23 protein-coding genes and 1 pseudogene are annotated in these 20846 nt (G+C 47.7%); 2 read left to right on the forward strand and 22 right to left on the reverse strand.

Annotation, left to right across the window (positions count from 1 at the left end; genetic code table 11):
* Positions 1-130: 130 nt before the first annotated feature.
* The 20 genes from HPT30_RS23760 to HPT30_RS23855 form a co-directional block, all read right to left on the reverse strand.
* Positions 131-1456: an extracellular solute-binding protein gene (locus tag HPT30_RS23760; RefSeq protein ID WP_175373776.1), complete on the reverse strand. Its 1326-nt coding sequence runs from the start codon at positions 1454-1456 to the stop codon at positions 131-133.
* A 27-nt stretch (positions 1457-1483) separates the two neighbouring features.
* Positions 1484-2305, reverse strand: a complete 822-nt coding sequence (locus tag HPT30_RS23765; protein WP_175373777.1) for a carbohydrate ABC transporter permease — start codon at positions 2303-2305, stop codon at positions 1484-1486.
* Between the two features lie 17 nt (positions 2306-2322).
* A complete protein-coding gene (locus HPT30_RS23770) occupies positions 2323-3201 on the reverse strand; it encodes a carbohydrate ABC transporter permease (protein ID WP_175373778.1) in 879 nt (292 codons plus the stop codon).
* Positions 3198-4262 carry an ABC transporter ATP-binding protein gene (locus HPT30_RS23775; protein WP_175373779.1) on the reverse strand — a complete coding sequence of 355 codons (1065 nt, stop codon included), beginning with the start codon at positions 4260-4262 and terminating at the stop codon, positions 3198-3200. The genes HPT30_RS23770 and HPT30_RS23775 overlap by 4 nt, the downstream gene beginning before the upstream one ends.
* Positions 4263-4312: 50 nt before the next feature.
* Positions 4313-5065 (reverse strand): glycerophosphodiester phosphodiesterase, encoded by a 753-nt coding sequence (locus HPT30_RS23780; RefSeq protein ID WP_175373780.1) that lies wholly within the window; start codon positions 5063-5065, stop codon positions 4313-4315.
* Complete coding sequence (locus tag HPT30_RS23785; RefSeq protein WP_175373781.1) at positions 5062-5925, reverse strand: glycerophosphodiester phosphodiesterase family protein; 864 nt, start codon at positions 5923-5925, stop codon at positions 5062-5064. Before HPT30_RS23785 ends, HPT30_RS23780 begins: the two co-directional genes overlap by 4 nt.
* A 302-nt stretch (positions 5926-6227) precedes the next feature.
* Positions 6228-6791 carry a TetR/AcrR family transcriptional regulator C-terminal domain-containing protein gene (locus HPT30_RS23790; protein ID WP_175373782.1) on the reverse strand — a complete coding sequence of 188 codons (564 nt, stop codon included), beginning with the start codon at positions 6789-6791 and terminating at the stop codon, positions 6228-6230.
* A 649-nt stretch (positions 6792-7440) separates the two neighbouring features.
* On the reverse strand, positions 7441-8196 hold the full coding sequence (gene sigF / locus HPT30_RS23795; RefSeq protein WP_175373783.1) for an RNA polymerase sporulation sigma factor SigF: 756 nt from the start codon (positions 8194-8196) through the stop codon (positions 7441-7443).
* Positions 8197-8207: 11 nt separating this feature from the next.
* A complete protein-coding gene (spoIIAB, locus tag HPT30_RS23800; RefSeq protein ID WP_175373784.1) occupies positions 8208-8663 on the reverse strand; it encodes an anti-sigma F factor in 456 nt (151 codons plus the stop codon).
* Positions 8660-9013, reverse strand: a complete 354-nt coding sequence (gene spoIIAA, locus HPT30_RS23805; protein ID WP_175373785.1) for an anti-sigma F factor antagonist — start codon at positions 9011-9013, stop codon at positions 8660-8662. The genes spoIIAB and spoIIAA overlap by 4 nt, the downstream gene beginning before the upstream one ends.
* A 179-nt stretch (positions 9014-9192) precedes the next feature.
* Complete coding sequence (locus HPT30_RS23810; RefSeq protein ID WP_376767055.1) at positions 9193-10395, reverse strand: D-alanyl-D-alanine carboxypeptidase family protein; 1203 nt, start codon at positions 10393-10395, stop codon at positions 9193-9195.
* 120 nt (positions 10396-10515) lie between these two features.
* Positions 10516-11442 (reverse strand): class I SAM-dependent methyltransferase, encoded by a 927-nt coding sequence (locus HPT30_RS23815; RefSeq protein WP_175373815.1) that lies wholly within the window; start codon positions 11440-11442, stop codon positions 10516-10518.
* A 213-nt stretch (positions 11443-11655) separates the two neighbouring features.
* The gene (locus tag HPT30_RS23820; RefSeq protein ID WP_175373787.1) at positions 11656-12702 is read right to left on the reverse strand and encodes an acyltransferase family protein; all 1047 of its coding nucleotides are present in this window, start codon (positions 12700-12702) and stop codon (positions 11656-11658) included.
* Between the two features lie 231 nt (positions 12703-12933).
* Positions 12934-14265: a pyrimidine-nucleoside phosphorylase gene (locus HPT30_RS23825; protein ID WP_175373788.1), complete on the reverse strand. Its 1332-nt coding sequence runs from the start codon at positions 14263-14265 to the stop codon at positions 12934-12936.
* 59 nt (positions 14266-14324) lie between these two features.
* On the reverse strand, positions 14325-15149 hold the full coding sequence (locus HPT30_RS23830) for a purine-nucleoside phosphorylase (RefSeq protein WP_175373789.1): 825 nt from the start codon (positions 15147-15149) through the stop codon (positions 14325-14327).
* A 47-nt stretch (positions 15150-15196) separates the two neighbouring features.
* Positions 15197-16375 (reverse strand): phosphopentomutase, encoded by a 1179-nt coding sequence (gene deoB / locus HPT30_RS23835; RefSeq protein ID WP_175373790.1) that lies wholly within the window; start codon positions 16373-16375, stop codon positions 15197-15199.
* A 163-nt stretch (positions 16376-16538) separates the two neighbouring features.
* Positions 16539-17462, reverse strand: a complete 924-nt coding sequence (xerD, locus tag HPT30_RS23840; RefSeq protein ID WP_175373791.1) for a site-specific tyrosine recombinase XerD — start codon at positions 17460-17462, stop codon at positions 16539-16541.
* A gap of 166 nt (positions 17463-17628) precedes the next feature.
* Positions 17629-17862 (reverse strand): DUF4227 family protein, encoded by a 234-nt coding sequence (locus tag HPT30_RS23845; protein WP_175373792.1) that lies wholly within the window; start codon positions 17860-17862, stop codon positions 17629-17631.
* A gap of 206 nt (positions 17863-18068) precedes the next feature.
* Positions 18069-18533 (reverse strand): ferric iron uptake transcriptional regulator, encoded by a 465-nt coding sequence (gene fur, locus HPT30_RS23850; RefSeq protein WP_066363568.1) that lies wholly within the window; start codon positions 18531-18533, stop codon positions 18069-18071.
* 346 nt (positions 18534-18879) lie between these two features.
* Entirely contained in the window at positions 18880-19122 is a 243-nt protein-coding gene (locus HPT30_RS23855) for a DUF7667 family protein (protein ID WP_175373793.1), read from the reverse strand.
* A 127-nt stretch (positions 19123-19249) separates the two neighbouring features.
* Between HPT30_RS23855 and HPT30_RS23860 the strand changes: the two genes are divergently transcribed.
* Positions 19250-19471: a helix-turn-helix domain-containing protein gene (locus HPT30_RS23860; RefSeq protein ID WP_312876364.1), complete on the forward strand. Its 222-nt coding sequence runs from the start codon at positions 19250-19252 to the stop codon at positions 19469-19471.
* A 13-nt stretch (positions 19472-19484) separates the two neighbouring features.
* Here HPT30_RS23860 and HPT30_RS23865 read toward each other — a convergent pair whose 3' ends face one another.
* Together HPT30_RS23865 and HPT30_RS23870 are read right to left on the reverse strand one after the other, a co-directional pair.
* Positions 19485-19811, reverse strand: coding sequence for a YolD-like family protein (locus HPT30_RS23865; protein WP_175373794.1), 327 nt, complete (start codon positions 19809-19811; stop codon positions 19485-19487).
* 294 nt (positions 19812-20105) lie between these two features.
* On the reverse strand, positions 20106-20303 hold the full coding sequence (locus HPT30_RS23870; protein ID WP_175373795.1) for a hypothetical protein: 198 nt from the start codon (positions 20301-20303) through the stop codon (positions 20106-20108).
* Positions 20304-20515: 212 nt separating this feature from the next.
* Between HPT30_RS23870 and HPT30_RS23875 the strand changes: the two are divergent.
* Positions 20516-20846 (forward strand): annotated as a pseudogene (locus HPT30_RS23875) (hypothetical protein); the annotation flags it as partial.

The following is a 20846-nucleotide window of genomic DNA, read 5'->3' on the forward strand; positions in this document are numbered from 1 at the left end:
CTATGGACAGCTTCCGCCATCTGTACAGAGATTACACAATCACTCTCTTTTGTGTTCATTATGAAGAGTCTATGACATACAAAAGCACCTCATCCCGGGTAACGTTCCGGAAATGAGGTGCCTCTGCTGCTTATCTGGTCAGAATGGCATTTACATCCTTCGCCAAAGCATCTAAGCCTTGCTGAACATCTTTATTGTCTGTAAGAATATCACCTAAGCGGGACACTACCAGTGTCTCAACCTCATGATAAACCCCGGTCGTCGGTCTCTTTTTACTGAACTTCAGTTCATCTATCGCAACCTTATAGCCAGGGAATTCAGCCATTGTCTTTTTCATAAGATCTGTGTCCAATGAAGAGAGTCTTGTTGGCAAATATCCAGTGTTAGCTGAAGCATAAGCTGCCTGTTCTGTGTCGGACAGCCATTCCATGAATTCAAAGGTGGCCGCTTTCTCCTCTTCCGTACCTGTGTTGGACATATAGACGTTTGAACCACCTACTGGTACGCCACGGGTTCCTCCCTTGCCTTCAGGAATCATGGCTACCCCAAGCTCATATTTACTTTTGGCAGCCAGACCCAGGAAGATTTTATAGCCGCCAATACTGGAGAATGTGAGCAGGGTATCAGGATCGGACACAGCCCCGACAAAATCGTTCAACTGTGTTGGATTAAATACTTTGATCAGGCCCTTGGACACGCCATCACGCAGAAATGAAATCAGTTCTACTGCACCCTTACTATTAATGTTCGTAGCCGTTTCCTCATCATTCAGCATGTTCGTATTAGAGTAAGAAGACAGTAGTGCCTCCAGAATCCAAAGGTCATTATTAAGCAGGTACATCGGAGTTTTGCCTGTTGCTTTATAGGCAGTCTCCATATAAGACTCCAACTCGTCAAATGTGGCTGGACCATTTTCATTCAAGCCTACTTTTTTAGCCAAAGTCTTGTTCACATACATCACTGGCAGACTACGCATATGCGGGAAGGCATACATATCCTTGTCTACATAAAGGTTATCGAGATCACCAATCTTGAAATCGTCCCTATTGAAATCGTTCACCTTCATAAAAGGCTCCAGATCCACGATTGTATTGCTGTCCGCAAAACCTTTGGTCTGGGATACTTCACCAATGAAAGCATTCGGAAGCGTGTTGGCAATCGCCGCTGCGTTAACTTTTTGCTGAATCTCCGAATAATCGCCTTGATACTCCGCGCTCACATGAATGTTCAGCTCAGCACCCTTGGTCTTATTAAACTGATCCACCAGGTCTTTATTAACTTGTTCCATGGCCGACGTCCAAAACTTAATTTCGACCACCTTATCGCCTTTAGTGTACTTTACAGCACTCTCGTTTGCACCGGCTTGCCCACACCCACTAAGAATTACAGTTGTTCCTACGACTGCCGTTAAGACTACTGCAAACTTCTTCTTCATGTGATTCCATTGATTAGTCATAGCTTCCTCCAGGTCATGTTGTTAGATTTACTTCACACCACTGTAAGTGAATGCTTTGATAATGTGTTTTCTCGCAAACATAAAGACGATCAAAATTGGTAGGATTAGCATCATGTTACCGGCCATAACGATATGCGGATTTAACCCCTCTGAATCCTGAAGCTTCTTAACCCCTAGCGGCAAAGTACGTACTGCGTCGGTAGTTGTCCATACCAGCGGGAAGAAGTAACTGTTCCACGTCCCGATAAACGTAAGCAGAGCGAGCGTAGATAGGGTTGGAACCGCCATCGGCAGCATAATTGTGCGAATGATTTTCCATTCACTGGAGTTATCCAGCCTTGCAGCCTCCAGAATAGAATCGGGAACCTGCATAAAGGTCTGCCGGAGCATGAATATAGCCATCCCGCTCGCGATAAAAGGTACAATTAGGGACACATAGGTGTTCAATAGCCCCACGTTGGCAAACATCACGAACACAGGCAGGAAAATGAGCTGTCCGGGAACCATCATCGTCGCAAGCACGAGACCGAACAGTAACGACTTGCCCTTGAATTGATATCTGGCAAAAGCATACGCGGCTGGCACAACGACCAACATTTGGCCAACAAGGGTACCCAGAGTGATAATGATAGAGTTCTTCGTATAATGAAGAAAATTAATCCGGGTAAACGCATCTTTGAAATTGACCCATTGCAACTTATCTACCCAGAACTTCGGAGGGACTGCGACTACCTCATCAAGTGTCTTGAATGCGGTCAGCAGCATCCAATAGAACGGGGCCAAAAAGATGATAATCAATAACACAGACAGCAGCAGTCTAATAGTTACTTTAGGGAGTCTCAGCCACATCTGTTTCCTTCTCCCCCTTATCTGTAGTGCACACGTTTATTCAATACTTTAAAGTAGAGGATCGTGATGAGCCCGACGATCAGCATCAGTACGACAGCCATCGCAGACGCATACCCTACCCGGTAATACTCAAAGCCCTGCTTGTAAATGCTGTAGATCAGAGTATTGGTTGAATTGGACGGCCCGCCATTCGTCATGACACTGATCGTCTCAAAGGCTTGAAACGAGCCAATAATGTTCATCAGAATTAAGAAGAACAACGTAGGCGAGATCATTTTCAGCGTAATTTGAAAAAATACAGAACGCCGGCTGGCATTATCCAAAGCCGCAGCTTCGTATAAATAGGGAGGAATTGCTCCCAGTGCCGAGAGTATGATTAGGACATTGAAGCCGAGTGATTTCCATACCGAGACCAGTACGACAGAGAATAGAGCCACGTTCTTGTCTGTCAACCAGCCAACCGGATCCGCTCCAAAGAGAGAAAGGATATAGTTGAACAATCCCTTGTCCGTATTCATGAGCCACATCCAGATCAACGATACCGATACTAGTGAAATAATATTAGGTGTAAAGCTGATCGTCTGGATAAAACGGTTAATGAACGTGTTTTTCTGCAAAAATAGCGCCATCAATAAACCTAGAATGAGAACCATGCTTACTTCCATCACCATGTACCCTATAGTGTTCATTAACGTATGGGCAAAATCACTGCTGGAGAAAAGCTCTTTGTAGTTCTTCAAGCCGATAAATTTCATAGGCCCGCGCATATTCCAGGAAAAGAAGCTCAAATATATATTGTAGCCAATCGGATAAATGTAGAATGCCACCAGAATCAGCACTGCTGGAGCGACCATCACATAAGGGAGGATTCGCAGCGTGTTATTGTCTTGCTTCATACTCTCTTCGCCCCGTAGATTCTCTGTTCGTTCCCGTCAAAGAAAACTAGACTGGACTCTTCCACATATACCGTTACATGTTCAAGCGGACGTTCCTGACTGTCAAAGCATTTGATAGCAATACTAGAGTTACTGCCGAGCTCAGCCTTGTATATTATCTCGGAGCCCAAGATTTCCCGTGTAGTCAGCATGCCGTCAAAAGAAATACATTGCGATCTGCCCCCTGCTTTTTCATCCTCAATAGTGAACTTAACCTTCTCCGGTCTAAACCCTACATATTTAGCTTCCGCAGGTGCAAGAGCCTGCAGTTTGACATCATCACATTGCTCCAGCTCAAGAACGTTCATAGCAGGTGTACCGATAAATTTACTGGTGAAAATATTTTGCGGATCATGATAAATGCCACGAGGCGTATCCTCCTGCATTATTTTTCCGCCATCCATTAACACAATTTTGGTGCCCATGCTCATGGCTTCAACCTGATCATGAGTAACATACACGAACGTTGCGCCTAGTCTTTGATGCAGCTCGATCAGTTCGGAACGCATCTGCCCTCTAAGCTTGGCATCCAAATTGGAAAGCGGCTCGTCCATAAGGAAAATCGCCGGTTTTTTAACCATCGCTCTGGCCAGTGCCAGGCGCTGCCTCTCCCCGCCGGAGAGAAATTCCGGCCGCTTATGCAGATGCTTGGTTAAGCCAACCGTATTGGCAATATCTTTTATCAGCTGCATCCGCTCATCCTTAGGTACCTTGTTATTCTTTAATCCATACTCGATGTTCTGTTCAACGGTCATTGTCGGGTAAAGGGCATAATTCTGGAACACCATCGCCAGATTCCGTTTGCCCGGCTCCACACCGTTCATGTTCTTGCCGCCAATGATGATTGAGCCTCCGGTGTTATTCTCCAGGCCGGCAATCATGCGCAGGGTTGTGGATTTCCCACAGCCGGAAGGACCTACCAGGACCGTAAAGCTGCCGCTTTCGATACTTAAGTTGAGGTTATCAATAATAGATTTGTCTCCGTATTTCTTCTCCACACGTTCCATTACAATACTGCTCATTTCCCATACCTCCGCCTAGCTGTCGATAGTTGTGCGGGCCGATACAATAATTAAGCTAGCCCAGATGGTTTAACCAGATTGGCGCAGATATCAGGATAGTCTGTGATAATCGCGTCCACACCTGCATCGATCATTTGTCTCATGACCGAGACCTGATTTACAGTCCAAGCATTGACTTGAACACCGGCCTGATGTGCCTGATCCACCACATTAGCGTCCACACAGATAAACAATGGATGCAACGCATCGGCTTGGACGGTCTTGGCGTATTGCTCGCCTCTATAGAATTTGGAAAAATGCAGCAGGGCTGTTTTGATTTCCGGGCAAGCCTGCTTCAGCTCAAACATCGATTTGTGATTGAATGAGGAGAAGATCACCTGATCCACCAGATCATAGGCTTTTACCAATTCAGCTGCTGCTACGTTAAGGCCATCATATTTTTGCGATTGGACCATAATATCCTTGACCTCGATGTTCAGGTACAAACGATGTTCCTTAACTAACTCCAGCACCTGCCGCAATGTTGGAATCTCTGCAGTGGGATATTTATCTTCAAAACGGGCGTTGTAATTGTATTGCTTCAGTTCGGCCAGCGTAAAATCGGTAACATTTCCCTTGCCGTTCGAGGTTCTGTCGATGGTATCATCATGGATGACCACGATTTCCCCGTCCTTCGTAATGTGGATATCTATTTCAAAACCGTCCGCTCTCTGTTCAATGGCCAGCTTGAAGGCCTCCATCGTGTTTTCCGGAGCATATGCACTTGCTCCCCGGTGTGCCAATACTTTGAGGCTGCTCATCATTCCTGGCCCTCCTGTCCTTCGTTCTTCGCCATCTTGTCATATAAACTCTCTAAAAAAGAATAGGATTTTACTTTTCCATAGCCAGCTTTGAACTTCTCTTCGTCTAGCCCATCACGGGCGGCCTTATCCAGGCTTCTAAGATCAGAACAAACATCAGGGCAATCCGTAATGGCAACATCAACCCCGGCATCGAGCATGGACTTGATATAGGGAACATCGTTAACGGTCCAAGCATGCACCTTCACGCCTGCCTCATGCATCTGATTAATGTTTTCATGACCGATATTTATAAAAAACACATGGAGCGCATCAGCATTTACTGTTTTGGCATAAGCTTCACCGCGATGCAATTCCTCAAGAAACAACAGCCCGGTTCTGATGTCCGGATAGGCTTCTTTTAACTGGGCCATCGAGCCATGGTCAAAGGAAGAGAAACTAACTTGCTTCGTCAAACCATGTTCTGCCACCAGTCTTGCGGCTTCCAAACTGATGTCTGAAAGGTCATTATCTGAAAAAATGAAGTTCTCCTCAATGTTCAGCGCAAGGTTATTCTCTTTAACAAATTGCAGAACCTCTAAAAAAGTGGGGATCTCAGCTCGTGTATACTCCTGCTCAAATCTGGCATTGAAGTTGAATTCCTTCAGCTCTGCAAGTGTATAATTGGCAACCTTGCCAGTACCATTGGAGGTTCTGTCGATGGTATCATCATGGATAACAACAATCTCCCCATCCTTGGTACGATGAATAGTGATATCCAGTCCGTCGGCCTGCTGCTTAACGGCAAGCTTGAAGGCTTCCATTGTATTCTCCGGAGCATAAGCGCTTGCTCCCCGGTGTGCCCATATTTTTAGCTGCTCCATAACCAACTTCCTTTTTCATTTTATTGTTGATCCAATGCAAAGGAATACGTATACGAGTGTCTTCTCTACTTCAAAACTGCCAATGTTATGGCCCACCTCTATAGAGTAGAGAATATTTATTCTCGTAATTTAAAAAAACATTAAATATATCCACATTTTTTACTATTAAAATTGTCCATATTTTCATATGAATGCGAATTCTCACTTCAAATAGTGGAATAATGCAGAAAAATTGTCGTAATTTCGTGAAAAAGACCGATCTTTCATTTTACATTGGATTGATCATTCACTCCATATGTAAGCTATAGATCCTGATACTGAGCTAGGCTTCGCTCTATACAACCTCCCATTATTCTGCTGACTTTATGCACAATTACATCCGGGTCAGTGTTAGCTCCAGCCTTCAACCATTGGATTATTTGTTCCAAAACAGCAAGTGTATAGAAGTCAGCGATCTCCTCCTTGGCCTGCGAACTTGTCGTATGATCCCTTGCCAGCTCTTCAACGACTTCACTAGCTACACCGTAGATGACATCGTACAGAAACTTCTCCAGATGTTCGCGGCCGAGTGAATGAAAGGTGTTAAGGCAAATGGTTTTGTTCTTCTCTGTATAGTGCAGTACGCTGCGGAAGCCCTGCTGCCAGCCGGCGTAATTGCGGTATTGCTCCAAATCCTCAATAATTTCGGTCTGATAGACCCAGCCGAGCAGCTCATATATATCGTGAAAATGATTATAGAAGGTATGCCTTGTCAGGCCGCAATCATCGGTTATCTGACCGATTGTAATCTTATGGAGAGGTCTCGTCAGCATCAGCTTTTTCAACGAACGAGCCAGGGCATTTTTCGTAATTTGCGAATTAGACATATGTTACCTCCTTGGAATGGGTTGGTGTTTAGTTCTCTACATAAAAAAAGTGCTTGGTCATACGTCAGCGGAGAGGCTGCGGGGCGAAGGGTGCTTACGATCGCTGTTAAAGTCCGATTTCAGTGATTGAATTTTGTTAATGTTGAAATCGGACTTTAAAGGCGAACGCTTTCGCTTCTTCAGCATCCCTTCGCCCCTCCGCTGTGCAGCTTTTGTGCGTAAACCAACGTTTAAACATGAAGGCGAATGCCCGCTTCTACAGCATCCCTTCGCCCGGCTTTTGGGCGCATATCAACGTTTAAACATGAAGGCGAACGTCTCGATTCTACAACATCCTTTTGTTCCTTCGCTGTGCGGCTTTTGGGCATAAGCCAATGTTTTTCACAGGGACAGGAGTAAGTAATTCGCATGAATAAGGAGTGCTCATTCTTATGCCAGTGTGGACTTCTCTTGCTCAATAGTTGATAAGAACAGCATAAAAAAAACGGTATTCAGTCTAAATTAGTTTAAGATGCTATAAATAATTCTGTTAAAATGTGAAAAAAAGTACAAATCGCTCATGAAAAAAGATGACCTCTGAAAAAATGCAGAAGTCACCTTGTTATCTGAATCCTTTTATCATCATACTTCTACTTTACCCATTTATAACTCACTGGGCAATCTGCTCCCTGATATTCGCCAGGATCTTCTTCTCCAGCCTCGAAACCTGAACCTGAGAGATACCAAGGCGACTGGCGACCTCTGATTGCGTCTGATCCCGGTAGTAGCGCAGGTAGACGATCAGCCGCTCCCGCTCGCTCAAGGATCCAATAGCCTCGCTGAGCGCCAGCTTATCGAACCAGCGCTCCTGGCTCTCATCAGCAATCTGATCAATCAGGGTAATAGGATCACCGTCATTCTCGAACACTGTCTCGTGAATCGAGGTTGGCGGCTTGTTGGCCTCCTGGGCAAACACAATTTCTTCGGGTGTTACGCCTAGTGCTTCGGCCACCTCGCCGATGGTCGGCAAGCGGTCCAGCGTCTTGGACATTTCATCCTTCATCTTGCGCACCTTGTTGGCCATCTCCTTGAGGGAGCGACTAACCTTTAGGGTGCCATCGTCGCGTAAGAAGCGCTGAATCTCACCGATAATCATCGGCACGGCATAGGTAGAGAATTTGACCTCATAGCTGAGATCGAATTTATCAACGGACTTCAAGAGACCGATACAACCGATCTGGAACAAATCGTCAGGCTCATATCCGCGGTTCATAAACCGCTGCACCACCGACCAGACCAGGCGGATATTGCAGCTTACGAGCGTGTCGCGGGCCAGGTTATCCCCTGCCTGACTAAGCGCGATAAGACGTTTGACCTCCGCATCGTCCAAATAGGTCGGCGGAGCTTTTTTAGCTTCAGCATCCATGGCTCCAACCCCTAATTGTATAAAGCTTTTTTCGAGACGATGGTTTTCTTCATTGTGATGGAGGTACCGCGCCCCGGTTCACTGGTTACTTCAAACTCATCCATGAAATTTTCCATAATGGTAAAGCCCATTCCCGACCGCTCCAGCTCCGGCTTGGAGGTATATAGCGGCTGCTGTGCCAGCTCCAGGTCCTCGATCCCCCGTCCCTTGTCCTCAATGGTCAAGCGTACGGTCTCGTTATCAATGGATGCCGAGATACTGACAACACCACTGGGGTCACTGTCATACCCGTGGATAATGCAATTGGTGACGGCCTCCGACACGACTGTCTTCAGGTCATTCAGCTCATCCATTGTTGGATCCAGCCGGGAGACAAAAGCCGCCACCACCACACGTGCGAACGACTCATTCTCCGAGAGCGCAGCGAACTGCACATGCATGAAGTTACCGGCTTGGCTATTAGTCATAACGCAACCTCCAAATCCGAGAGTGCAGCGCTCTCGTCGTCATATAAGGGCATGATCTTGAACAGGCCCGACATTTCAAGCAGCCGCTGTACGGGTGCGGTCGCATCGCATACCGCCATTTTGCCACCTTTAGCGCGAATCAGCTTGTACCTTCCCAGAATAACGCCAAGGCCCGAGCTGTCCATGAACTGCAAATGTTTGAGACTCAGCACCAGATGCTCGACCTGGCCCCGCATAATCGCTTCATCCATATCCATCCGTACATAATCGGCGGCGTGATGGTCCAGCTCCCCTGACAATCGGACAATCAGCACACCCCGGTGATGCTCCATTTCCACATTAGAATTCATGCTTGCCACTCTCCTCTTCGTTGCTTTGAAAAACTGCCCATGAACAGATTCACTTGCTCACTCTTCACAGGACAAGGTTTTCTACGCGGCAAATCAGGAATCCTGCCTCCCGACAAAACTAGAAGAAAACCCCTATGAATCTACAGAATACATAGGGGGTATCTACAAAATGTACGGAATTAATCCGCGTTGAACAGCGACCCTGCCGTCCGCTTGAACAGCTTCCACCAGCCGGCCTTCGGCACAGCCTCGTCAGCCTTCAGTTCATATTCCTTGATCACACTAGTACCTTGATATACGACCAGCTTGCCGACAGTCTGTCCTTCAGCAACAGGCGCTTTAATACTCTCCGGCAGCACCAATTCGTGACGGATCCCCTCCTGAGTGACACCTTTTTTCAGCAAAACGCTGTACGCATCCTTAGCTGTAATCGGCAACGTCTTCTTCTCGCCCTTCTCAATGTTAAGCGTGGCGATGGTGTCACCGGCCTTGTGGATCGTATGCAGTTTATACTGCGAGAACAGGTAGTCGAACATGCCAGACACCTCGCTGTTACGGGTCTTCGTGTTCGGCTCGCCTAGCACAACTGCCACAGCACGCAGCCCATCTCTTGCAGCTGTAGCGGACAGGCAGAATTTAGCCTCCGAGGTGTAGCCGGTCTTCAGACCATCTGCTCCGGTGTAGAAGCGTACGAGTTTGTTCGTGTTCACCAGCCAGAACGGCTTAGACGAATCCTTGCGCAGATAATCCTGATAGGAGCCGGTATATTTAATAATCCGCTCATGCTTCAGCAGTTCCCGGCTCATCACGGCGATGTCATGGGCTGAGGAATAATGATTAGTCGCCGGAAGTCCGTTACAGTTGGCGAAATGGGTATCCTTCAGTCCCAGTTCCTCCGCCCGCTTGTTCATCATATCGACAAAGGCACTCTCCGAGCCAGCCAGCTTCTCCGCCATCGCCACAGAAGCATCATTGCCGGAGGCCATAGCGATACCTTTCAGCATCTCATCCACCGTCATTTCTTCACCCGGCTCCAGAAAAATCTGCGAGCCACCCATCGACGCCGCGTATTCACTTGTCCGAACCTTGTCATCAAGCTTCAGCCGGCCATCATCCAGCGCCTCTACCGTCAGTAGCATCGTCATAATCTTGGTGATGCTGGCCGGCGGCAGCTTGTCATGGCTGTTCTTCTCATAGATCACTGTACCGGTGCCCGCATCCATCAGGATGGCGGAACGTGCCCCAGGCGCCAGGTCAACAGCGGCAGGCGTGCTGCTCTTCGCCTTGCCTTTTTCCTCCGCAAAAACACCTGAGGCCGGACCCAGGGCCGCGGTACTGATACAGAATGCTAGTAGCAGAGCTGCATAACGTTGTTTTCTCACAATAGTCCCCTCCTGAACGTTAACCTTCATTTCACAGGTACTGTGTTCCAGTTTCGTCAGAAAGGGACATTAATATTCCATTTTCCAGGGAAAAAATCCGAATTATTTTCCGGCAGAAAACTATTTTTTTACAGCATGAATATAATGTACTGTCTCGAATGCAGACAAATAATCCGTCCTATTCTTAAATAGGAGTTTGTTCATCATTTCAGGTGATAGATGCTCCTTAATTTGTAATCCTGAATTTTCCAATATGCTTGTAATTTCATCATATGTAAATCCTGATTTCATCGGTTCCCCGCTTGCTTCAGCAAATTTCACCAGGTTTTCCACCCGATTAGACATTCCTTTTTCTTCAAAAAGTTTTTCAGTTGCATAATCAAACACAATAGAACTACCTGATGGGACATTTGCAAAAAAATGTTGCATCAAGGAAGCGTTTTCTTCTTTTGATAAATAATATGTGACACCCAACAGGCTAAAGAACGTTTTCTCGTTTTCAAATCCTTCCTTTACCAAGCTCTGATGAGAAAACTCAGTAGTAAAGTCCATTGGTACAAAATAAAGATGATCAGGGATGTCGAATTTAGCAGCTGCCAGCTTTCTTTTCTTTAACACTTGTGTATCCGGATGATCAATTTCAAAGATCTTTAAACTGCTTTGTAATTCCGGAAACCGGAGTGCGAAAGTATCCAGGCCAGCGCCTAATATGACATATTGCTTTAGGCCAGACTTCACTTCATTAAGTAATATTTTTTCACAATAGGCAGAGCGCGCTAGAGGTACTGAAGATACCTGAACTTGTGTAATCCATTTTAAAATTTTATCTGGTTCATCTTTAAACCTTTCTCCGATATCTTTATTGTAAAATTGTATACCGTTAATCAAATTTTTACTGATAGCTGAAAATTCCTCTTTGGAAAGCAACTTATTTACAATAAAATCATCCACCACTTTTGGTGAATCATACCTGCTATGATACGCCTTACCAAAAGCTGATATTAAGGAAGTTAAACTAGCCCCATTTTGTTCTGAATCTGTTTCCACAGAAGCGTCTAATTCTTCTGGTATGTCGCTTTTACTATTGTATGTTCGGTCAAATGCTGAACCTAAAGCTGTTACGTTCGACTCCGTTGGTTTCAATATGTTTTCCTCCCCAAACAGTTATACTATATGATCTTTCTTAAACTACCAACAGTCTCTAGTTATACCTAAACCATGTACAACTAGATATCGATGATTAGAGTCTCACTTATGAATTTATGAAATGGATTCAGTGCTAACGGCATTCTGGGCCGCTCCACGCTCACTGTAACTTACAGCTGGACGGCTTTTGCCACTATGGCCGAGATAGAGTCTCGACAGCACTGGGAACCGGACAATCACCATAGCCAGAATTAGCGGAATGACCACTCCCACCAGTGTGAACGGCAGCAGTCCATAATCCGTCCCCAGCAAATACTTCAGACCATAATTGATCGGCAAATGCAGATACATAATCGCAATCGTATTACGTCCCAAATCTCCCAGCCATTTCAGCGGCAGCAGTTTCGAGAGCCAGAACACCAAGGCACAAATCGTCAACGAAATGACTAGCGGAATGACCAGATCCAGCAGCAGCGCATCATATTGCTTGTATTTCATATTCAGACTGTAGCTGATTACCCCGGCATGGTCCAAATAGAACGCGGCTGCGCTAGCCAGTAAGATGAACGGAACAATGACCAAACGTCCAATGATGGCCGGAATCGCCTTTTTCCCATAGTACCCGAGGGCATAATAAGTAATCGCCAGCAAGGACACATCGATGTTCCAAGGGAGATTGAAGTTCTTCAGGGAAGTCATAGAAATCACATGGGCAAGCAGATAACACGAGGCGATCAGGAGGAATTGGGTCATGCCGCGGAAACGGGTAATGTACCCGAAGATCAGTTGTGTAAACAACAGGCAGGTAATGAACCAAAACACACCGTAGGGACCGGTAAGTGACAGACCTCCGTAGAGCAGTCTGGCGATATTTTCGGCAAACCCCTTTAAATTAAGTGTAAACAAGAGCAGTACAGTCGTAATGAGTAATCCGTAGGCAAGATAGGGCGTCATCAGCCCCTTGGTCCGTTTCACTGCCCACCCAATGTAGCGTGCCGGGTCCACCGGCTTGAATACCATTCCGCTCAGCAAGAAGAATAACGGCATCCGAAACCAGGACAAATAATGATTGGCGAAGGCATCACCCGAATGTCCCATCACGACAAAAATAATGCTTAGGCCTTTGGCCGCGTCAATCCACAGCTCCCGCCTTTTCTCCATACGCGCTCCAGCTCCTCACAGATATAGTCTCTTTTTGAAAATAGTATAGGGGAGAGAAATGATCATTTCAATTTTAAATGATTATTTCCTGAAACTTTCATGCTGAGGACCTAGAGCGAACGTCACCATTCCATAAAAAAATGGGCCATCCGTTGACCGGATGACCCAGAGTATTAACCCAAAAGCTGCTATCGTTCATTTTCCCTATAGGCATAGGTACAACAGTACCCCTTAATACCGTGTGACGCCGTCTTTAGTGACCAGAGCATAGACAAGCGGCGGTGGTACCACCGGGCTGGAAGAGATCCGGTAAGCTTCGATAACCTTGCTCTCAGCTTCAGCTACTTTGTCTTCTGCAGCATCGTTGACATGCAGAACCGCAAGCGTCTCGCCAGCCGCCACAGCATCGCCAACCTTCTTGGTCAGGTAAATGCCGACTGCAAGATCGATCACCGATTCCTTCGTCTCACGTCCAGCGCCGAGCAGCATGGCAGCAATGCCGATTTCCTCAGCCTGAATGCCGTCCACATACCCTGCAGCAGCAGCCTTAACTTCGATCAGGCGTTTCGCTGCCGGGAGCTTGTCCGGGGATTCAATCTGCGTCACATCTCCGCTTTGTGCGTCTACCATCTGTTTGAACTTCTCAAGCGCGGTACCGTCCGCGATATGAGATTTCAAAATGGCCCGTGCTTCAGCCTCGTCGCGCGCCTTGCCACCCAGTACCAGCATATGGCTGCCCAGAATCAGGCTGACTTCTTCGAGATCCTTCGGACCTTGGCCCTTGAGGGTCTCGATGCCCTCCTTGATCTCCAGGGCGTTGCCGATGCCAAATCCCAGCGGCTGGTCCATGTCGCTGATAACCGCAACCGTGTTGCGGCCCAAATGTGTGCCGATGTCAACCATAGCCTGTGCCAGTGCAATGGAATCATCCAGTGTCTTCATGAAGGCTCCGCTGCCGGTTTTGACATCGAGCACGATGGCATCGGCTCCAGCGGCGATCTTCTTGCTCATGACGGAGCTCGCGATGAGCGGAATGGACTCTACCGTAGCAGTGACGTCACGGAGCGCGTACAGCTTCTTGTCGGCAGGGGTAATATTACCCGACTGACCGATGACAGCGGCGCCGATTTCGCCAACTTGGGCAAAAAAGCGCTCGCGATCCATCTCCACAGAGAAGCCGGAGATGGACTCCAGCTTGTCGATGGTCCCGCCGGTATGACCGAGGCCGCGCCCCGACATTTTCGCGACGGGTACACCTGCTGCTGCAACAAGAGGTGCCAGGACTACCGTCGTCTTGTCGCCGACACCGCCGGTGGAGTGCTTGTCCACCTTGATGCCTGCGATCGGGCTAAGGTCTACCTGGTCACCAGACTTGGCCATCTCCAGCGTCAAATCTCCGGTCTCCCGGGCATTCATCCCTTGGAAGTATACCGCCATCGCCCAAGCTGAAATCTGATAATCCGGGATATCGCCACGGCTATAGCCTTGAATCAGATATGCAATCTCTTCGCTGCTAAGCTCGCCGCCATCTCTTTTCTTCTGAATAATGTCTACTGCTCTCATCCTGTAACCTCCACTTGGAATGCGGGATAGATAATAAAGTCCACAGCTGTAGCTTGTGACTACATATTTGGAATAAAGCCCAGTACCAGCTTCAAGAAGCTCTCGCGTACGCGCTCAGCTGTCTCCATAACTTCACCATGATCAAGTGGCTGATCGAGAATTCCGGCCGCCATATTCGTGATACAGGAAATACCCAGCACTTCAATACCTGCATGACGGGCAACAATCGTCTCAGATACAGTGGACATACCCACGGCATCAGCACCAAGTGTGCGCAGCATTCTGATCTCTGCTGGCGTCTCATAGCAAGGTCCGAGAACTCCGGCATATACGCCTTCCTTGAACTCGAAGTTCTGTGCTGCAGCCGCTTCTTTGGCTACCTTGATGAGGCGTGGGCTATATGCGGTTGACATATCCGGGAAGCGTACGCCAAGTGCTGAGTCGTTCGGCCCGATCAGCGGGTTGCGTCCAGTGAGGTTCAGGTGGTCGGTGAGCAGCATCAGATCGCCTGGCGCGTATTCCGTATTCACTCCGCCCGCAGCATTAGTCACCAGCAAGCTGGTTACACCAAGCTCCTTCATCACACGTACCGGGAATGCTGTTGTTTCCGGTCCATACCCTTCGTACATGTGGAAGCGACCCTTCATCATTACTACACGGCGGCCCTCGATCGTACCGATCAGCAGCTCTCCCTCATGTCCTTCTACTGTGGACACCGGGAAATGTGGAATTTCATGATACGGAATCGAGATCCCGTCTTTGATCAGGTCAGCCAGTACGCCAAGACCCGAACCGAGAATCAAACCGATTTCTGGTGCTACCGTGCTTTTTTCCTTAATGTAAATTGCGGCTTCTTGAATCTGATTTTGGCTAACTACGGTCATTGTCATTTCCCCCTTGAAGTTGGTAAAGCAGTTGTAATCTTTTGTTTCTATTGCAATTCTGCCAGGAAGCTTGTCCCATACTTCGGTGCCTTGGCCCCGAAATTATCGGCAATGGTCGCCGCAACATCAGAGAAGGTATGGCGAATGCCCAGACTGCCCGGAGCTGTCAGCGCTGGACTGTAAATAAGCAGCGGTACATACTCGCGGGTATGGTCCGTTCCGGCATGAATCGGATCATTACCGTGGTCGGCCGAAATAATCAGCAGGTCATCCTCGCCCAGTGTAGCAATAATCTCTGGCAATGCTTTGTCGAACACCTCAAGCGCCCGTCCGTAACCTTCCGGGTCGCGGCGGTGTCCGTACAGGGAGTCGAAATCTACGAGATTGGTGAACAGCAATCCATTGAATGGTTTGCGCAGCTCTTCGATAGTAACCTCAATCCCATGCTCGTTGCTCTTCGTCGGATAAGAAGCGGTAACCCCTTCTCCTGTGAAAATATCGTTGATCTTGCCTACGGCGATGACATCCTTGCCAATATCCTCGAGCGCATTCATCACGGTTGGCTCTGGCGGTTTCACCGCATAGTCGTGACGATTCGGCGTACGGACGAAATTCCCTGGCTCACCCACATATGGGCGGGCAATTACACGACCTACGGAGAACTCGGGAGCCATGGTCAACTCACGGGCGATTTTGCAAGCTGCGTACAGCTCCTCAAGCGGAATGATATCCTCATGTGCGGCAAGCTGGAACACGCTGTCTGCCGAGGTGTAAACAATCCAGGCCCCTGTCTTCATCTGCTCTTCCCCGTACTCCACCAGAATATCAGTACCAGAGGCTGGCTTGTTCCCGATCACCTTGCGCCCAGTTGCCTGCTCGAATTTCTCGATCAGCTCTGCCGGGAAGCCATCTGGATACACATTGAACGGCACCTCAATCTTGAGTCCCATCAGCTCCCAGTGGCCAGTCATGGTGTCCTTGCCCACAGATACCTCTTGCATTTTACCGTAATATCCGGTCGGTGCCTCTACTGGTGCAAGCGGTGGAAGCGGAGCGATGTTAGCTAACCCAAGCTTCTGCAGATTAGGCAGCTTCAAGCCAGGCACCCGTTCCAAAATATGTCCAAGCGTATGGGAACCAGCATCTCCAAAGCCTGCTGCATCCGGCGCTTCGCCGATCCCTACACTGTCAAGAACTATAAAGCCAATCCGTTTAAATGAGGACATGACCGTCTCACTCCTTCGTTATCTGACTGATTTGATTGCTCTATCCAACAGGAAGAAACGGTTGTACCGCCACTATAAGGACTGTATCCGTTCTTCGTGAAAAGAGGGCCGCCGGCTCTTCCCGGAAGGCCTATCTTTTCAGTATGATTCCATCATACCCATATTACTCATAAAAAGCATCTTTGGCCTCTTGCCCCAATGCTCTTGGATGATGCTGCTCATAGACTTCCTTCATATTCTTGCGGGCTATGCCGCTATAAATTTGAGTCGTCGAAATATCTGCATGTCCAAGCATCTGCTGCACGGAGCGCAGATCCGCACCACCCTCCAGCAGATGGGCTGCGAAGGAATGACGCAGGGTGTGTGGCGTAATGTCTTGCTCAATATGGGCTTCACGCGCATATTTCTTGATGACCTTCCAGAAACCCTGCCGGGTCAAGCGTCCACCCAAACTGTTCAAGAATAATGCCGGCTCCTCCCGATGATGGCGGAGCAGCTTGTCCCGCATATCGGCAGTATACACCGCTACTGCCTCCGCAGCGATCACGCCAATAGGGACCACTCGCTCCTTACCGGAGGTTCCTGTGCAGCGGGCAAATTTCATGCCGGTATGCACATCGCCGACATCCAGAGAGATCAGCTCGGACACACGGATCCCTGTTGCGTAGAGTAACTCCAACATAGCTTTATCACGCATTCCCTGAGGGGTACTCTGATCAGGCGCTGCCAGCAGCTTCTCAATCTCCGCCACCGTCAGGATCATCGGCGGCTTCTTATCCGGCTTGATGGATTCCATCTCCAGCGTCGGGTCCTGAAACATCAATTGTTCCTTCATTAAGTAATGAAAAAAAGCGCGGAGCGACACTGTATTCCGGTTCACTGTCGAGGCAGCCTTGCCTGCCGCGCCAAGTGAGCCGAGATACAGCATAACCAGCGGCTTTCTGATCTCATCCAGTGATGCTGCGCCCCGCCCTTCCGCAAAATCCAGAAATTGCGACACATCCCGCCCGTAGGATTCCAGCGTATTCGCTGACAAACCTTTATCCCTGGACAAATAAAGCATAAAGGGCTGCAAGTGTGACCTCATCTCATTCACGCTCCTGTCTAACGCAGCTACGCTTGTGGCAGTCTGCCTCTCCTTGGCATGACTTTCAAATGATTCTACCAGGAAGGACTCAGCCAGATTATGCCCAAGCTCACCTTAGCTTCATTCGACATGGTTCAACCTATTTCCTGCTTTCATACGGTCGCTCTCACTCACCGTACCAGTAATAATAACGCAAGCGCTCCCCCGCTTTCATTCCTTCACTGCCATAGTAGGCATCATGAAAGGCCCGGACCGCGGTGCCCTCCGGGATATCTTGTTGCTCCATCGGGTTGATCCACTCGCCAATGAAGCTCATGACATGATAAAGCAAATAGCTCAGCAGCACAAACATAAGCAGAAAATACATCCGCCGCACCGTTTTGGGCAAAGAAACGATCACAAATATTCCCCCTCCACGCTATTGACAAGCATCAGGCCTTCTCTGACCCATCAAAAACAGGCCCGTCCTTCAACTTATGCGATGGAATGGAACGTTATGTATCTTACACCTAATTCAAGAAAACCGGCACATTCATTCAAAAAGCTCTCCCCGGCCATCTAGCCGTAGGAGAGCTTTGTGCGGTAACTCTTCATCTATAATCTTGCTTAGGACGGCTCGCCGTCCGTATTGTTCTTGTCCTTGCAGCGATGACATATCCCATGAAAGTCAAGTCTGTGATCAAGCACCGAGAAGTTGTACTCTTTCTCCAGGCGCTCTTCTAACGGACCCAACCAATCCTCACGGATCTCGTCCATACTGCCGCATTGCACGCAGATTAGATGGTGATGATGATGCTTCGCCGTATCTGTGCGCAGGTCGTATCTTGCTACGCCGTCACCGAAGTTAATCTTCTCTACGACATGAAGCTCGCTGAGCAGTTCCAGGGTACGATATACAGTCGCCAGACCGATTTCGGGAGCCTTCTCCTTGACGAGCATGAACACGTCCTCAGCGCTTAGATGATCCTCTTCATTCTCCAGCAGCACTCTTAAGGTCGCTTCCCGTTGGGGTGTAAGCTTGTATCCTTGGGATTGTAGCTGTTGCTTGATTTTATCTATCCGGGCTTCCACCTGTCTCCCTCCCCCTTGGAAAATTAACCACACCGGGCTTCAAACCACTTCTTTTATTATAGGGGGAGTCGCTTTGAGAAGTCAAACGGTTTTAATGAACAGTTAATAGCGACAGGGCTTGTACGAGCGATGGAGTGACCCAGCGCATCATGAGGCCGATTAAATTAGATGAAACGTAGCTAAATTTCAGTGTTCATTTCGCTGTCATGGATATGAATCACTTATTTGTTAAACGATTTGAAACCTACTAAAAGATAAAATGTGACTTTCCCGTGATTTTATAGACGAAAATCACGCAGTATGATTTTTTGTGGATTCAGCTTCTATATAAAGCAATATGATTATACTAAATCTTCGGCACCCTCCCCGTCAATCTCAGAACCTCCAACTTCCGCTGCAACTCCAACTGCCACTCATGATCTTGTGTTGCACTCGCCAACCTGAACTGATTCTCGATCATCAGACAATCCCAGCAATACCTGGCGTTCTCGCGCAGGCAGTACTGCAGCTCCTTCGCTTCCTCCAGTGTGAGTGCTCCCTTCATATTAATATAGAAGATCTCCGCCAACCTTAAATGCACCGGTAACATAATAACCAACCTCCTGTATCATCATCCTAATACATTATATGCAGTCGTATCAGGAAGATGATACATGTATGAGTTAGTTGATACATTTTATTTACTGCTGTATACTTTTGGAAAAGGAGGCCTGTCCGTGATCGTTAATCATGTCAAAGAGATAATGGATCAGCAGGGGAAGTCCATTAGAGGAGTCGCCAGAGAAACTGGACTTGCCATTAACACGGTATCAGGGCTGTACCACGATACGTCCAAGCGCGTAGATATGGAGACACTGGACAGGTTCTGTAAGCATTTAAAGGTCAGCACCGGAGAATTGCTCGAATATATAGAAGACAAAGAAACCCCGCCAGAATAACGGCGGGGTTTTATTATGTAGTCACTTGAATTACATCGTCGATCTTGATCCAGTCGTAATCATACTCCATTTGTAACTTAATACGCCGCAGCTGCCGATCTACGGCCAGCACTACGCCCCGAATCTTAATATCCTGGACTGGGTCAAATTGAGTGATCGTTATCTGCTCACGGTAGCGCTTTGAGTACGCGAGTACTTGGTCGATCAGTTCCCACTCTTGTGAATCAAGCACCGGCTTGCTACGTAGGCTCTGCGCTCTCTCGTCACTGATAATTCGTATCTTGTGTTCCGGAAGCATCATCCGGCTGCAGTCAAATATACTGTCTAGTTTACGTACCATGACGTCCGCCCTTCCTAATAATCGGTCCAGTAATCGATATGGCCCCCATCCATGCCCCAGGTTACTGATGCTGGCCTATCCTCGGTTCGCTCCCATCCCTCAAGTATTAGAGCACTCTCAGGTGGATTGCCGAGCTGCCATTGAATGTATTTTTCATCAACCAATTCCTGTAACCCAACCCTTATCTTATCCGGCGTTCTTCCACTCTTTGTCTGTAATAGTTCAAATGTAGGCATGTAACCGTGATGAACCGAAGAATGCCGCATGATCATCAACAACTTGCGGGCAGTGTCGCTAAGCATAACGATTCTCTGCCACTGGCTGACATGAGAGAATACTGGAAGCCAGAAATACACGGGGTGCGCCTGTGGTCAAACAAGTAGCTCTTATGCGGCCGTTACGAATACCGAGCACTTCGATCTTCCGCTGCGTAATCTTGCCTGCTTTGTCCAGGTATATGATTTCGATAGTTTGGCCAATGCTCATTTTCATGTGATCGCCTCCGAAATAGGAACATTTGTTTGTATTATAACCACAATCGAAATTTTAAAGCAACAAATAAGATATGGGATTTTCGGGTAGAAATCATATTAGGAATGCCACTGTCCCATTCAATTCAAAAATATCAGAATATACTATTCCATAAATATCTCTTTTTGCAGGGCGTTCAACCAATTAATAATAGAAGGAGGAAGATACGGTAAATGAGTACTTTATCAACAGGGCCGATAGAGAACGGGGTATTGCCGGTGAGTGGGGTAAGACCGACTCAACAAGTAATTGTTAAAATTGATAACCGCAGTACTCTCACCACCACATCAGTATTGATTCAAGGCTTTTATCTAAATGGCGTAAGGACGCAATATGTTCTTGAGCTTCTGTATGTAGTGCCGAACCAGGTCATTACAAGAGAATATTTTGCTGACTTTGACGGTTTCGAGTTTATTTTCGAAACCCCGCTGGATGGACTGGACGACACTATCCAAATTTCAGTATGGGGTGTTGATGCTGAAGGGCAACTGGTAACTGCACACC

Origin of the sequence: Paenibacillus agri, from assembly GCF_013359945.1 — a bacterium.
Taxonomy (GTDB): domain Bacteria; phylum Bacillota; class Bacilli; order Paenibacillales; family Paenibacillaceae; genus Paenibacillus_AQ; species Paenibacillus_AQ agri.

What these genes read in the sequence shown, in the direction of transcription:
- HPT30_RS23760 (WP_175373776.1), bottom strand. Translation starts at nt 1,456, where the DNA reads ATGACTAATCAATGGAATCACATGAAGAAGAAGTTTGCAGTAGTCTTA.
- HPT30_RS23765 (WP_175373777.1), bottom strand. Translation starts at nt 2,305, where the DNA reads ATGTGGCTGAGACTCCCTAAAGTAACTATTAGACTGCTGCTGTCTGTG.
- HPT30_RS23770 (WP_175373778.1), bottom strand. Translation starts at nt 3,201, where the DNA reads ATGAAGCAAGACAATAACACGCTGCGAATCCTCCCTTATGTGATGGTC.
- HPT30_RS23775 (WP_175373779.1), bottom strand. Translation starts at nt 4,262, where the DNA reads ATGAGCAGTATTGTAATGGAACGTGTGGAGAAGAAATACGGAGACAAA.
- HPT30_RS23780 (WP_175373780.1), bottom strand. Translation starts at nt 5,065, where the DNA reads ATGATGAGCAGCCTCAAAGTATTGGCACACCGGGGAGCAAGTGCATAT.
- HPT30_RS23785 (WP_175373781.1), bottom strand. Translation starts at nt 5,925, where the DNA reads ATGGAGCAGCTAAAAATATGGGCACACCGGGGAGCAAGCGCTTATGCT.
- HPT30_RS23790 (WP_175373782.1), bottom strand. Translation starts at nt 6,791, where the DNA reads ATGTCTAATTCGCAAATTACGAAAAATGCCCTGGCTCGTTCGTTGAAA.
- sigF (WP_175373783.1), bottom strand. Translation starts at nt 8,196, where the DNA reads ATGGATGCTGAAGCTAAAAAAGCTCCGCCGACCTATTTGGACGATGCG.
- spoIIAB (WP_175373784.1), bottom strand. Translation starts at nt 8,663, where the DNA reads ATGACTAATAGCCAAGCCGGTAACTTCATGCATGTGCAGTTCGCTGCG.
- spoIIAA (WP_175373785.1), bottom strand. Translation starts at nt 9,013, where the DNA reads ATGAATTCTAATGTGGAAATGGAGCATCACCGGGGTGTGCTGATTGTC.
- HPT30_RS23820 (WP_175373787.1), bottom strand. Translation starts at nt 12,702, where the DNA reads ATGGAGAAAAGGCGGGAGCTGTGGATTGACGCGGCCAAAGGCCTAAGC.
- HPT30_RS23825 (WP_175373788.1), bottom strand. Translation starts at nt 14,265, where the DNA reads ATGAGAGCAGTAGACATTATTCAGAAGAAAAGAGATGGCGGCGAGCTT.
- HPT30_RS23830 (WP_175373789.1), bottom strand. Translation starts at nt 15,149, where the DNA reads ATGACCGTAGTTAGCCAAAATCAGATTCAAGAAGCCGCAATTTACATT.
- deoB (WP_175373790.1), bottom strand. Translation starts at nt 16,375, where the DNA reads ATGTCCTCATTTAAACGGATTGGCTTTATAGTTCTTGACAGTGTAGGG.
- xerD (WP_175373791.1), bottom strand. Translation starts at nt 17,462, where the DNA reads ATGAGGTCACACTTGCAGCCCTTTATGCTTTATTTGTCCAGGGATAAA.
- HPT30_RS23855 (WP_175373793.1), bottom strand. Translation starts at nt 19,122, where the DNA reads ATGTTACCGGTGCATTTAAGGTTGGCGGAGATCTTCTATATTAATATG.
- HPT30_RS23865 (WP_175373794.1), bottom strand. Translation starts at nt 19,811, where the DNA reads ATGGTACGTAAACTAGACAGTATATTTGACTGCAGCCGGATGATGCTT.
- HPT30_RS23870 (WP_175373795.1), bottom strand. Translation starts at nt 20,303, where the DNA reads ATGAAAATGAGCATTGGCCAAACTATCGAAATCATATACCTGGACAAA.